Raw genomic sequence first — 12,774 nt, forward strand, 5'->3', positions numbered from 1 at the left:
ACAAGACTACGAGGCACTGCCTCCCTTAAGGGCTGATCATGACCGTTGCTGTCTTTCTTTCCTCCCTGTTGGGCTTCATGGCGTTCGGGATGCCGATTGCGTTTGCGCTTCTGCTGACCGGCGCGGTGCTGATGTGGTACCTGGACTTCTGGGATGTGCAACTGCTGGCCCAGAACCTACAGGCCGGTGCCGACAGCTTTCCGCTCCTGGCTGTACCGTTCTTTATATTGGCTGGCGAGCTGATGAACGCAGGCGGCATTTCCCGACGCATCATCACCATGGCCCAAGCCTTTGTCGGCCACAAGAAAGGCGGGTTGGGTTACGTTGCCATTGCCGCCTCGGTGCTGCTGGCCAGCATGTCGGGTTCGGCCCTGGCCGATACCGCGGCGTTGGCAACCCTGCTATTGCCCATGATGCGTCAGCGCGGCTATCCGCTCAGCTCTTCCTGTGGACTGGTGTCGGCAGGCGGCATTATTGCGCCGATCATTCCGCCGTCGATGCCCTTTGTGATTTACGGCGTTGTAACCAATACCTCGATCAGCCAGTTATTCCTGGCGGGTCTGGTCCCTGGGCTCATCATGGGGGCCGGGCTGATCATCGCCTGGACATTGATCGCCCGAAGCATTCACGAGCCGCCGCAGCCCAAGGCTTCCTGGGCGGAACGCCGTCACGCCATCGTGGACGGCATTGCCGCCCTGATGCTGCCGGTGATTATTGTAGGTGGCCTGCGGGGCGGTATCTTTACACCCACCGAGGCAGCCGTGGTCGCGGCGGTGTATGCGCTACTGGTGTCCACGCTGCTGTACCGGGAACTGAGCTGGAACGCACTGGTTGAAGTGCTGACCCGGGCCAGCCGCACCACGGCCTCGGTGATGTTCCTGTGTGCGGCCGCGACCGTTTCGGCCTATATGGTCACACTGGCCCAGCTCCCCGATGAAATCGCTGCCATGCTGGGACCGATTGCCGACAATCCCAAGCTGCTGGTAGCCGCCATCATGCTCTTGATGGTAGCCATCGGCATGGTGCTGGACCTTACGCCCACCATCCTGATCCTGGGACCTGTCCTGGCACCCATTGCAGCCAAGGCGGGCGTCAACCCGGTTTATTTTGGCGTGATGTTTGTGCTGATCGGCTCGATCGGCCTGATTACGCCGCCGGTGGGCACCGTATTGAACGTGGTCGGAGGGATCGGGCGTATCCGCATGGAAAAGCTGGTGCAAGGGGTTTTGCCCTTCTTCTTTACCTATATCGCCATTGTTGTCCTGCTGGTGATCTTTCCCGAGATCATTACCGTACCGCTGAAATGGTTGCATTGAACGGCCTGGGCCCTTGTAGCGCCCAGGCATCAGGCTTTATCAACAACAATAAAAGGAATGCCCATGAAACGCTTTATCTTCGCAACCCTGGCCACGGCTGTGCTCTGTGGTCCGCTGGCCGCCCTGACAACCCAGGCCGCCGATGACATTCGCCCCCGCATGATCCGCTTCGGTTATGGCCTAAACGAAGACAGCAACCAGGGACGCGGCGCCAAGGTGTTTGCGGAGGAGGTGGCCAAGGCGTCAGGCGGCAAACTCAAGGTGCGCACCTTTGGCGCCGGTAGCCTGGGCCCGGATGCCCAGATGCAGAATGCGTTGATTGGCGGCGCGCAGGAAATGATGGTGGGCTCTACCGCGACCCTGGTCGGCATCACCAAGGAAATGGCGATCTGGGATACGCCCTTTTTGTTTTCCAATGCAAAGCAGGCGGATTATGTGCTCGACGGGCCGGTCGGCCAGCAGATCATGGACAAGCTTCAGGATAAGGGCCTCGTCGGCCTCGTCTACTGGGAGAACGGCTTTCGCAACATGACCAACAACGTTCGCCCGATCAACAAGCTGGAAGACTTCTCTGGCATCAAGGTGCGGGTGATGCAGAGCCCGGTCTTCATGGATACCTTCAAGCAGCTGGGTGCCAATGCCGTGCCGCTGCCGTTCTCCGAACTCTTTACCGGCCTGGAAACCAAGGCCGTGGATGGGCAGGAAAACCCGTTCAACACGATTCTGTCATCCAAGTTTTATGAGGTGCAGAAGTACCTGACCGTGACCAACCACGTCTATAGCCCCTGGATCATGATGGCCTCCAAGCGCTGGTGGGATGGGCTGTCCAAGACCGAACAGGACATCCTGATGGCGGCAGCCAGAAAGGCACGTGATGCCGAGCGGCTGGACACACGCGCCGAAGGCGAAAAAGCCCTGGAAGAGCTGAAGGCCCACGGAATGCAAATCAACCAGGTAAGCGCAGAAGAAACCCAGCGCATGCGTGAAAAGGCGCAGCCGGCCATCCAGTCGGTTATCGATACCGTGGGCAAACCGCTGTTCGATCAGGTGCAGGCTGAAATCCAGAAAGCGCCGCAGTAAGGGCGCTTCACCCTGTAAATCGAGGGTGCAGTACCGATCGTCCGCATTCTGCTTGCAAGCCTTGCAACACCAGAAAACCCCAGCCTGCGCGCTGGGGTTTTTCGTTTATACAAAAAGTTATAAGCAAATGAATAAAAATGATTTTTAGGTATAAGCTAAGGCTTGCTATGGTTCGCTACATACCTGAAGGGCATACCGACCCTGACAGGATAGTTGAAGGGGAACGGCATGCTAGTGGTTTCGCTGGCGGGCAGCCCGGGGGCCAGATCCCGATCGAGCGTACTGCTCGGCGAGGCCCGGCAATGGCTGAACGCACATGGGGTCGAGGTAGCCTCCTGGCGCATCCAGGATTTCCCGCCCGAAGATTTGATCCAGGCGCGGTTCGAGAGCCCTCAGGTCAAGGCCTTTGTCGAGCACGTGCACAATGCGGATGGTCTTGTGGTGTCCACACCGATCTACAAGGCCTCGTTTTCCGGGGTGCTCAAGACGGTACTTGATCTGTTGCCGGAGCGGGCACTCAGCCACAAGGTAGTGCTGCCGTTGGCAACCGGCGGTTCGATTGCACATATGTTGGCGGTGGACTACGCACTCAAGCCAGTGCTGGCTGCGCTCAAGGCGCAGGAGATCCTGCCCGGCGTGTTCGCCGATGACAGCCAGGTCAGCTATGAACGCGAGACACCGCTCTCGCCTGCACTGGCGGAGCGTTTGGACGAGTCACTGGAGCTTTTTCTGGCCGCACTGGCTCGCCGACCGAAGCCGGTCGAGCCACATGTTTTGACAGCGCAGCTGACACAGGCACGCTGGAGCATCTGATGTAACCACTCCCACACGGGAGAACAGATTACCCACCTTACTGACCCGACAACGGGGCAGCAGGCAGGACACCACTCGAAGCCAAGGAGCACGCGATGCGCGTCAAACCCTTGCATCGAAGATGGGTTGCCGCGCTGCTGCTGGCCCTGTCGCTCGATGCCACCGTTCAAGCCGCCGAAACCTTACGGGTCGGCTATCAGAAATACGGCACGCTGGTGCTGCTCAAGGCCCGTGGCGCGCTGGAAAAGCGCCTGGCCGAGCAGGGCGTTACCGTGCAATGGACTGAATTTCCCGGCGGCCCCCAATTACTGGAAGGGCTGAATGTTGGCAGCATCGACTTTGGTGTTACTGGTGAAACCCCGCCCGTTTTCGCTCAGGCGGCGGGTGCTGACCTCGTATATGTCGCCCATGAGCCGCCAGCGCCGACCAGCGAAGCGATCCTGGTGCCCAAGGATTCTTCCATCCAGACGCTGGCCGATCTCAAGGGCAAGAAGATCGTCCTGAACAAGGGCTCCAACGTTCATTATCTGCTGGTTCGCGCGCTGGAAAAGGCAGGCCTGAAATACAGCGACATCCAACCAATCTACCTGCCTCCGGCTGATGCCCGCGCCGCTTTTGAGCGCGGCAGCGCCGATGCCTGGGTTATTTGGGACCCGTATCAGGCGGCTGCGGAAAAACAGCTTCAGGCGCGCACACTTACCGACGGTACCGGGCTAGTCGACAACCACCAGTTCTACCTCTCAACACGCCCTTACGCCCAACAGCACTCGCAAGTCATTGCCACGCTGGTCGACGAGGTTCGCTCGGTAGGGGAGTGGGCAAAGGCAAATCCTGAGGAGGTCGCCAAGCAGGTCGCGCCGTTGCTCGGTTTGCCGGAAGACATTGCCCGTACGGTCGTTGCGCGGCAGGGCTATGGGGCCCAGTTCATTACACCCGAGGTGGTAACCGCGCAGCAGAAGATCGCTGATGCCTTTACGCAGATTCGTCTGATTCCTAAAACGCTGGCGGTTCGTGACGTGATCTGGACACCGCCTGCCAACCTTGCCCAGCGCGCGGAGGTAAAACCATGAAGCCTGCTTTCCTAACCCGCAGCCTGATCCTGCTCGGCACGCTGGCAGCGTTCGCGTTCCAGACCGCCTCGGCCGATCCCGCCGAGTTGCGCATCGGTTATCAGAAGAGTGCCGTGAATCTGGTGGTGGCGCGGGAGAAGCGCTTCCTGGAGACGCGCTTCCCGAACACGCAGGTTCGTTATGTGGAGTTTCCGGCCGGGCCGCAGCTGCTCGAAGCCCTGAACGCAGGCAGCATCGACCTGGGTGCGACAGGTGATATCCCACCGATTTTCGCCCAGGCTGCCGGAGCCGATCTGCTCTATGTTGGCACCGAGCCCGCCAAGCCGTTGGCCGAAGTCATTCTGGTGAGCAAGGACAGCCCGATCCACACCCTGGCGGATCTCAAGGGGAAAAAGGTAGCCTTCCAGAAAGGCTCCAGCTCCCATGCGCTGCTGCTTCGAGCGCTTAATCAGGCAGGCCTCAACTACACCGATATCCAGCCGGTCTACCTGCCGCCTGCCGATGCCCGTGCAGCCTTCGATCAGGGCAACGTGGACGCCTGGGCCATCTGGGATCCCTTCTATTCGGCGGCGCTGTTAACCGGTCAGGTGCGTGTGCTGACCGATGGCCGCAATGGGCTCTCCAATTCGGGCTCCTTCTACTTGGCGGCCCGCCCGTTTGCCGAGCGCAATCCGGGCCTCATTCCACAGATCTTCGATGCGCTGAATCAGGCTGAAGCGCTCACACGTGCCAGCCCCGAGGGCAGCATTGAGATCATGACGCGTCAGCTGGGACTGCCGCGGGCTGTGGTGGCCTCGTATTTCAGCCACCGCCCGGATTTACCCATCAGCTCGATTACCGCCAGGGACATCGAAAACCAGCAGCAAACCGCTGACCTGTTCTACCAGAACCGCCTGATTCCCAAGCCGATACGCGTGGCCGACGTTGCGACGCCCGCCGTACCGGTTACTGCGCAACGCCAAACCAACACCGAGGTGACGCCATGAATACCAAGCCCCTGCCTACGATCGCCAGCCGTCTGGTCGAGCGCTACCTGAATGGGATGGATCAGGCGATGGCGCGCGTCATGGTGTGCCTTTGTCGACGCCCATGTGCAGCCCTTGCCCCTGGTGCCCACGGCTGATGCCGCTGAAAGCACCCTGAAGCCCACATTCGAATTGACCCAGATTTCCATCTGACGGAGCACTGTACATGAGCAATCTCAACGTTTTCTGGTTTCTACCAACACACGGCGACGGCCATTACCTCGGCACAGCAGAGGGCGCCCGCGCCGTTGACCACGGCTACCTGCAACAGATCGCCCAGGCGGCGGACCGCCTCGGGTTTGGCGGCGTACTAATTCCTACCGGCCGCAGCTGCGAGGACTCCTGGCTGGTGGCGGCCTCGCTGATCCCTGTGACCCAGCGACTCAAATTCCTGGTAGCGCTGCGCCCCGGCATCATTTCACCCACCGTTGCTGCTCGTCAGGCCGCTACGCTCGATCGCCTGTCCGGCGGGCGGGCGCTGTTCAACCTCGTGACCGGCGGCGACCCGGAAGAGCTGGCCGGAGATGGGTTGTTCCTGAGCCATGAGGAGCGCTACGAGGCCTCGGAAGAGTTCACCCATATCTGGCGTCGCGTGCTGGAAGGCGAGACGGTCGACTTTGACGGCAAGCACATCAAGGTCAAGGGCGCCAAGCTGCTTTATCCGCCGCTGCAACAGCCGCGTCCGCCACTGTACTTTGGAGGCTCCTCCGAGCCTGCCCAGGAGCTGGCTGCCGAGCAGGTCGAGCTGTACCTGACCTGGGGTGAACCGCTTGAGGCGGTGCGCGAGAAGATCGAGTCCGTACGTGAAAAGGCGGCCCGTCATGGCCGTACTGTTCGCTTCGGTATCCGTCTGCATGTAATTGTCCGTGAAACGAATGAAGAGGCCTGGAAGGCGGCCGACCGGCTCATCGCCAATCTGGATGATGCCACCATCGCCAAGGCCCAGGCTTCGTTTGCGCGGTTCGATTCGGTTGGTCAGCAACGCATGGCTGCGCTGCACGGCGGACGGCGTGACAAGCTGGAAATCGCGCCCAACCTCTGGGCCGGTGTAGGGCTTGTGCGTGGCGGAGCAGGGACTGCCCTGGTCGGTGACGGCCCTACGGTGGCCCAGCGGATGAAGGAGTATGCCGAACTGGGCATCGATACCTTCATCCTGTCCGGCTATCCGCACCTGGAGGAGTCCTACCGCGTGGCCGAACTCCTGTTCCCGCACCTGCCGCTCAGCCGACCCGAGCAGCCGGCGGGTGCCAATAACATCAGCCCCTTCGGCGAGATCGTGGCCAACGACATCGTGCCATCCTCAACCACGAAGTATGCCGCGCAGAGCTGAGGAGGCGGTATGAATCATACGATCAACACCTCCCTGCAACGCGTAGCGCCCTGGGTGCTGCCCGTGCTGCTCCTGACCGGGTGGCAGGTGGCTGTGGAAACCGGCCTCTTGTCCAGCCGTATCCTGCCGGCACCCAGTGCAGTGTTGGAGGCAGGCTGGAGCCTGGTGCGCAGTGGCGAGCTCTGGCAACACCTCGCCATCAGCAGCTGGCGCGCCAGTATCGGCTTTGCTATCGGAGGTGGTATCGGTCTGCTTCTGGGCTTTATCACAGGGCTTTCGACCTGGGGCGAGCGTTTGCTCGACAGCTCCGTGCAGATGGTCCGCAACGTACCGCACCTGGCGCTGATCCCGCTGGTCATCCTGTGGTTCGGGATCGACGAGTCGGCCAAGATCTTCCTGGTCGCCCTGGGTACGTTTTTCCCGATCTACCTCAATACCTATCATGGCATTCGCAACGTCGATCCGGCCCTGGTGGAAATGGCGCGCAGCTACGGGCTCTCTGGCTATCGATTGTTCACGCAGGTCGTGTTGCCCGGGGCGCTGCCGTCGATCCTGGTGGGGGTGCGCTTTGCGCTTGGGTTGATGTGGCTGACCCTGATCGTGGCGGAGACCATCTCGGCCAGTTCCGGCATCGGTTACCTCGCCATGAACGCCCGTGAGTTCCTGCAAACCGACATCGTGGTTCTGGCGATCGTGCTGTATGCCGTCCTCGGCAAGCTGGCGGATCTTGCGGCCCGCGGCCTTGAGCGCGCATGGCTGCGCTGGCATCCGGCCTATCAGAAAACAGGAGGTGCAGCATGACGGCCTTGCACAGTCTCCCTTACAAGCGGGGAACAGCCCTGACCCTGGAAGGGGTCGGCAAGCGGTTCGGTGAGCGCGACGTCCTTCAGGGAATCGACCTGACAATCCCCTCCGGTCAGTTTGTGGCCGTGGTGGGGCGCAGCGGTTGCGGCAAGAGCACCTTGCTGCGGCTGGTGGCCGGACTGGATAAGCCGACCGGCGGGCAACTGCTGGCGGGCAAGGAGCCGCTTGCCCGGCATCAGGAGGCGACCCGTCTTATGTTTCAGGATGCCCGCCTGCTGCCCTGGAAACGCATCATCGATAACGTCGGCCTGGGCCTCAAAGGCCATTGGCGGCAGAAGGCACTAGAGGCGCTGGACGCCGTGGGGCTGGCTGAGCGTGCCCATGAATGGCCGGCTGCGCTGTCGGGTGGACAGAAGCAGCGTGTGGCCTTGGCGCGGGCCCTGATTCATGAGCCGCGCCTGTTGCTGCTGGATGAGCCCTTGGGTGCGCTGGACGCCCTGACCCGCATCGAGATGCAGCAGTTGATCGAGCGTCTCTGGCAGCAGCATGGGTTCACCGTCCTGCTGGTCACGCACGACGTGGGCGAGGCCGTAGCCATGGCGGATCGCGTGCTGCTGATCGAGGAGGGCCGGGTCGGCCTGGACCTCGACATCAATCTGTCGCGTCCGCGCAACCGCGGCTCGGCCGGGCTTGCCGCTCTGGAGGCCGAGGTGCTGGCCCGCGTACTGGCCCAACCTTCACTGCCCGACCATCACGACACCGACTACCAACCCACGCAACTGCGCTGGGCACTTTGATCACTTGAGGAGCACAACCATGACCATTAAAGCCATCAACGTTCGTAACCAGTTCAAAGGCACCATCAAGGAAATCATCGAAGGGTCGGTGCTTTCCGAAATTGACGTACAAACCGCTGCCGGGATCGTTACCTCCGTGATCACCACGCGCTCGGTCAAGGAGCTGGAGCTGGTGGTCGGCAGCGAGGTGATTGCCTTCGTGAAGTCCACGGAGGTCTCGATCGCCAAACTCTGATTGCCACGCGGTCATCCACGTCACGCTGCCTGTAGTTATTCCCCTATAAGGCACCTTTAGCCCGCCGCGAGGCGGGCTCTTTTTAAGACCGCCGCCGATTGACCGTTTCAAGCGTGTGCTGGATAAGCGTATCGAACTGGATGGGCTTGCTTAAATGAGCATCAAAGCCCGCCTGCATAGCCTTGTCGATGTCCGCCTTGCTGCCGTAACCCGTCAAGGCAATCGCTGGCGTCTGCTGGTTGAGACTGTCCTGACGCAACGCAATCATCAGCTCGTGTCCATCCATGCCCGGCATGCCGATATCGGACAGGATCAGATCAAAGACCTGCTCTTTGGCAAGTGCCAGTCCCTGCTCACCGCTGCAGGCCGGTGTAACCTCGGCCCCTTCGCTTTCCAGCAGCATTTGCATGGTTTCGACAATGTCTTCGGAATCATCCACCAGCAGCAGCTTGAGCCCCTGCAGTTGTCCCGCCTCCGAGCAGGCGTCGATACACTCGCCAGTTGCCTCGTTGTGGCTGCATTTCGGTATCCAGACCGTAAAGCGTGAGCCTTGGCCCAAACCGGCCGATTCGGCTTCGATCCGGCCGTTATGAGCTTCGACCAACTGCTTTACCAAGGCCAGGCCAATGCCCAGGCCATGCCGGGCGCGCGCCGTATTGTGCATTTCGGCCTGACCAAACATATCGAATACTCTGGGTAGAAACTCAGGCGCAATGCCTTGCCCGGTATCGATGACATCCAGCCGGATACTACCGTCTTCTTCGCTCAGGCGAAGCGTAACGGTGCCGCCAGCAGGCGTGAACTTCACCGCATTGTTAAGCAGATTCCATACGATCTGTTCCATCCGGGTGCGGTCCGCCTCGATCAGCAAGGGCTGCTCGGACACATTGGGACCCTCCAGGCGGATAGACTCGGCAACTGCCGTAGGCCGCAGGACATTGGCAATTTCCTGCAGCAGGCTGACAACATCTACTATCGTGCGATCGAGCTTGAGCTTACCGGTTCGCACACGCGAGAAATCGAGCAAATCATCAATGATCTGGGCCTGACTGCGTACCGAGCGCTGGATCGTTTCGGCGGCGCGCAGTGTGGCGGCGGAGGCACGAACCGAAGGCGCACGGGCAATCAATTCAACGTTCAGCTGGATGAGGTTCAGCGGATGCTTCAGCTCATGGGACATGACGGCAAAAAACTCGTCCTTGAGCTGGCTGCTGGTTTCCGAGCGGACCAGTTGATCGTCCCTCTCGCAGGCACGTTGATACTCTTCTGTGGTGTCCTGGGCAATTTTGGCATAGCCGCGTAGCTCGGTATCCCGCATAGGGTAGGTGACACCACTGCAATACAAGCGGCTGCCATCCTTGCGCTGATGCCAGCGTTTATCAAGGGAATGGCCTTTCTCCCGGGCAATTCTAAGCTCCTCAAGGTGTATGCCCTTGGCTCGCTCTTCAGGCGTGAAGATGGTCTCGATGCAGTGCCCGGCCACCTCCGCCTCGGAATACCCGAACATGATTTCGGCGCCATGGTTCCAGGTGGTGATGAGTCCGTTCTGATCCATGGTGATAATGGCGTAGTCACTGACGCTTTGTGCCACCAGCTTCATGTGGTTTTCACTGGCGCGTACCTGCTCTTCAGCTTCGCGTCGCCCGGTTACATCGATAAAGGTGAGTACCGCGCCTTCTATTCGATCATCCGCCGTGCGGTAGGGCAGCATTCTGGCCAGATACCAATGCCCATTCGAGGCGCGGATTTCGCGCTCGATCAAATGCAGGGATTCGAAGACCCGGGTCGCGTCCTCAGCCAGTTCGTCATAGTCCAGCCGATGCGTGATATCGAGTAATGAACGCCCGGCATCGTTGGCGATGATGTTGAACAACTCGGTTGCTCGGGGCGTGAACCATTTGATACGCATGCGACGGTCCACGAATACCGTGGCGATATCCGTCGAGGTGATCAGGTTTTGGAGATCGTCATTGATCTTGCCGGTCTCTTCAATTTTACTCTTGAGTTCAGCGTTGACGGTAATCAACTCTTCGTTGATCGACTGCAACTCTTCCTTGCTGGTCTCCAGCTCCTCGGTGGCCGACCGCAACTCTTCATTGATGGCCTGAAGCTCCTCGTTGGATGCCTTGAGTTCTTCAGTGGAGGTTTCGGAGTGTTCGATGGTGAGCTGCAATTGCTCCTTGGTGCGGTGCAGCTCCGCTTCGAGCTGGGTGAGTACACTGTCCTTGGCTTCGGTATGCGGTGTGCTGGACTCCATGCTCATCACATCCTCGACTTCATCGAAGATCACCAGCATGAAATCGCTGTTGGCCTCATCGTCGCGGAAGGGGCGCACGACCATGTTGATGTAATACGTCCGATCGTCACGGGTGATTCGCACCCGCCGTGCCTCGACGCTCTTATTGGACTGTATCGCCTGGAAGAGCGCAGTCCGCAATTCAACGCGCAGTTCGGGTAGTACCAGGGTTGGCAAGTTGTGAGACGGCTCGCCGCCCACATAGCGCAGGAACCGCCCGGCACGGTCCGACATGTGCACAATGTTCGATTCGTGATCGACGATTACGCTGGGTGGCGCATACTGCTCCAGTACCCGGCGATGCACTTCGGCAAAAGAAACCTTCTTGCTGCGGCTCCCCTGATGTTGGGGCAATTGTACCGCTGGATAGCCTGTGCTGAGTTGCAGTACCGGGCGGGACCGAAGGATCCCGGCCGTGTTTTTGGCCTGATAGATACGGTTCTTTTTATCGACTGTCGTAAACAGGTTGCTGCACATGTCGGCTGATTCGGAGCTGCCTAGAAAAAGATAGCCCCCTGGCTTCAACGCAAAGTGAAACGTTTGCAGGATTTCACTCTGCACTTCACGGTCCAGATAAATCAGCAGGTTGCGGCAGCAGATCAGGTCCAGCCGGGAAAAAGGGGGGTCGCTCAACAGGTTATGCGCCGCAAACAACACCCGCTCGCGAAGCTCTTTCTTGATCCGGTAATGGATCTGCTCTTTCGTAAAATGCTGGCGCAGACGGGGCGGAGGAACGTCCGTGACAATGGCTTGTGGGTATAGGCCTGCACGCCCTGTGGCCAGTGCCTGATTGTCGATATCGCTTGCAAACACCTGGACTTTGGCAGGCGAGCCTCTTAGCTCAGCCTGTTCGGTGAACAGCATGGCCAGGGAATAGGCTTCTTCACCTGTCGAACAGGCAGCAGACCATATCCGCATTTCACCGTCTTCGCTCTCTGTCGCAGCGAACTGCTCGAACAGGTCGGGAATAATGTCTCGCTCAAGCGCCTCGAAGGCTTCGCGATCCCGAAAGAAATTGGTCACGCCTATCAGCATGTCTTTGAGCAGGGAGGGCGTTTCCTCGACATGGTCATGCAGAAATGTTGCATAACTGCTCATGTCCGGGATGGAGTTGACCTGCATGCGCCGTTCGATACGGCGCAATATGGTGGCGGTCTTGTATTGCTTGAAGTTATGGCCGGTGCGCGTTAGCAGCAGCGTCAGGATATCCCGAAGGGCCAGCTGATTCGTTCGATTCCTGATCTGAGGATCGATCTGCGGCTCGTTCTCTTCACGGGGATCGTTGATCGGTATCTGGATATTTACCAGATTGGCAGCGACTTCCAGCAACTTTTGTGGCATTTCAACCACAGGCAGGACGATGTCCACCGCACCGGTAGAAATGGCGCTGTTAGGCATCGAGTCATATTCAGCATCTTGCGGGGACTGGGCAAAGGTAATACCGCCTTGCTCCTTTACCCGGGCAAGCCCCACCGAGCCATCGGCTCCGGCACCCGATAGCACGATACCAATGGCCTTGCTCCGATGAACATCGGCCAGTGTCCGAAAGAACAAATCGATTGCTACCTGATCCCCGCGGGTACGCTGTGGTTCTCCCAGGCGCAGGTAACTGTCGTTCATGCTGAGGTCTTTGCCCGGCGGTATTACATAGACGTGATTCTTTTCGACAGGGATAGGGCTTGTGACCTGAATGACCGGCATCTTGGTTACGTTTTGCAGGATGCGGTCAGCCGCGCTCGTGTGCTTGGGCGACAGGTGCATAATGACCACAAACGCCATGTTGCTATCGCTGCGCATGTGTTCAAAGAACTTCAGAAGGGCTTGCAGCCCTCCTGCCGAGGCGCCGATACCTACCACCGGAAAATCAATATCGCTGCGAGTCAGGTTCTTCTGATTGTCAGGAACCGATGGTTGGGTAGTGGTGTTCATATAATCCCGTACGATCCAGCGGGTCGCCTATGGGTGAGGCGAAATGTAAGTAGCAAGCCTTGCGCAGGAGTACTGTCAG

Annotated in this window: 11 protein-coding genes; 10 read left to right on the forward strand and 1 reads right to left on the reverse strand. The window is 59.4% G+C overall.

The annotated features are described in order from the left end of the window. Window positions 1-38 precede the first annotated feature (38 nt). The 10 genes from PLU01S_RS02970 (at window position 39) to PLU01S_RS03010 (ending at window position 8,470) form a co-directional block, all read left to right on the forward strand. Window positions 39-1,316: a TRAP transporter large permease gene (locus PLU01S_RS02970; protein WP_074821974.1), complete on the forward strand. Its 1,278-nt coding sequence runs from the start codon at window positions 39-41 to the stop codon at window positions 1,314-1,316. A 63-nt stretch (window positions 1,317-1,379) separates the two neighbouring features. Next, window positions 1,380-2,396, forward strand: coding sequence for a TRAP transporter substrate-binding protein (locus PLU01S_RS02975; protein WP_074821976.1), 1,017 nt, complete (start codon window positions 1,380-1,382; stop codon window positions 2,394-2,396). Between the two features lie 228 nt (window positions 2,397-2,624). After that, a complete protein-coding gene (ssuE, locus tag PLU01S_RS02980) occupies window positions 2,625-3,209 on the forward strand; it encodes an NADPH-dependent FMN reductase (RefSeq protein WP_074821979.1) in 585 nt (194 codons plus the stop codon). 95 nt (window positions 3,210-3,304) lie between these two features. Further along, window positions 3,305-4,279 carry a sulfonate ABC transporter substrate-binding protein gene (locus PLU01S_RS02985; protein WP_074821982.1) on the forward strand — a complete coding sequence of 325 codons (975 nt, stop codon included), beginning with the start codon at window positions 3,305-3,307 and terminating at the stop codon, window positions 4,277-4,279. Beyond that, window positions 4,276-5,265, forward strand: a complete 990-nt coding sequence (locus PLU01S_RS02990; RefSeq protein ID WP_074821985.1) for an aliphatic sulfonate ABC transporter substrate-binding protein — start codon at window positions 4,276-4,278, stop codon at window positions 5,263-5,265. Before PLU01S_RS02985 ends, PLU01S_RS02990 begins: the two co-directional genes overlap by 4 nt. Then, complete coding sequence (locus PLU01S_RS25625) at window positions 5,262-5,402, forward strand: hypothetical protein (RefSeq protein ID WP_010795843.1); 141 nt, start codon at window positions 5,262-5,264, stop codon at window positions 5,400-5,402. The genes PLU01S_RS02990 and PLU01S_RS25625 overlap by 4 nt, the downstream gene beginning before the upstream one ends. Window positions 5,403-5,470: 68 nt before the next feature. After that, window positions 5,471-6,634, forward strand: a complete 1,164-nt coding sequence (gene ssuD / locus PLU01S_RS02995) for an FMNH2-dependent alkanesulfonate monooxygenase (protein WP_074821989.1) — start codon at window positions 5,471-5,473, stop codon at window positions 6,632-6,634. A gap of 9 nt (window positions 6,635-6,643) precedes the next feature. Further along, window positions 6,644-7,435, forward strand: coding sequence for an aliphatic sulfonate ABC transporter permease SsuC (ssuC, locus tag PLU01S_RS03000; RefSeq protein WP_010795841.1), 792 nt, complete (start codon window positions 6,644-6,646; stop codon window positions 7,433-7,435). Beyond that, complete coding sequence (gene ssuB, locus PLU01S_RS03005) at window positions 7,432-8,235, forward strand: aliphatic sulfonates ABC transporter ATP-binding protein (RefSeq protein WP_074821990.1); 804 nt, start codon at window positions 7,432-7,434, stop codon at window positions 8,233-8,235. Before ssuC ends, ssuB begins: the two co-directional genes overlap by 4 nt. A gap of 19 nt (window positions 8,236-8,254) precedes the next feature. After that, window positions 8,255-8,470 carry a TOBE domain-containing protein gene (locus PLU01S_RS03010; protein ID WP_010795839.1) on the forward strand — a complete coding sequence of 72 codons (216 nt, stop codon included), beginning with the start codon at window positions 8,255-8,257 and terminating at the stop codon, window positions 8,468-8,470. A gap of 82 nt (window positions 8,471-8,552) precedes the next feature. On the opposite strand, the gene PLU01S_RS03015 is transcribed toward PLU01S_RS03010, so the two are convergent. Continuing rightward, complete coding sequence (locus tag PLU01S_RS03015; RefSeq protein WP_074821994.1) at window positions 8,553-12,695, reverse strand: CheR family methyltransferase; 4,143 nt, start codon at window positions 12,693-12,695, stop codon at window positions 8,553-8,555. Window positions 12,696-12,774 lie beyond the last annotated feature (79 nt).

This window comes from Pseudomonas luteola NBRC 103146 (assembly GCF_002091675.1).
In the GTDB taxonomy this organism is placed as follows: domain Bacteria; phylum Pseudomonadota; class Gammaproteobacteria; order Pseudomonadales; family Pseudomonadaceae; genus Chryseomonas; species Chryseomonas luteola.

Excerpts from the sequence above, each read along its gene's own strand:
- ssuB (WP_074821990.1), top strand. The coding sequence starts at position 7,432 with ATGACGGCCTTGCACAGTCTCCCTTACAAGCGGGGAACAGCCCTGACC.
- PLU01S_RS03010 (WP_010795839.1), top strand. The coding sequence starts at position 8,255 with ATGACCATTAAAGCCATCAACGTTCGTAACCAGTTCAAAGGCACCATC.
- PLU01S_RS02990 (WP_074821985.1), top strand. The coding sequence starts at position 4,276 with ATGAAGCCTGCTTTCCTAACCCGCAGCCTGATCCTGCTCGGCACGCTG.
- ssuD (WP_074821989.1), top strand. The coding sequence starts at position 5,471 with ATGAGCAATCTCAACGTTTTCTGGTTTCTACCAACACACGGCGACGGC.
- ssuC (WP_010795841.1), top strand. The coding sequence starts at position 6,644 with ATGAATCATACGATCAACACCTCCCTGCAACGCGTAGCGCCCTGGGTG.
- PLU01S_RS02970 (WP_074821974.1), top strand. The coding sequence starts at position 39 with ATGACCGTTGCTGTCTTTCTTTCCTCCCTGTTGGGCTTCATGGCGTTC.
- PLU01S_RS02985 (WP_074821982.1), top strand. The coding sequence starts at position 3,305 with ATGCGCGTCAAACCCTTGCATCGAAGATGGGTTGCCGCGCTGCTGCTG.
- PLU01S_RS02975 (WP_074821976.1), top strand. The coding sequence starts at position 1,380 with ATGAAACGCTTTATCTTCGCAACCCTGGCCACGGCTGTGCTCTGTGGT.
- ssuE (WP_074821979.1), top strand. The coding sequence starts at position 2,625 with ATGCTAGTGGTTTCGCTGGCGGGCAGCCCGGGGGCCAGATCCCGATCG.
- PLU01S_RS03015 (WP_074821994.1), bottom strand. The coding sequence starts at position 12,695 with ATGAACACCACTACCCAACCATCGGTTCCTGACAATCAGAAGAACCTG.
- PLU01S_RS25625 (WP_010795843.1), top strand. The coding sequence starts at position 5,262 with ATGAATACCAAGCCCCTGCCTACGATCGCCAGCCGTCTGGTCGAGCGC.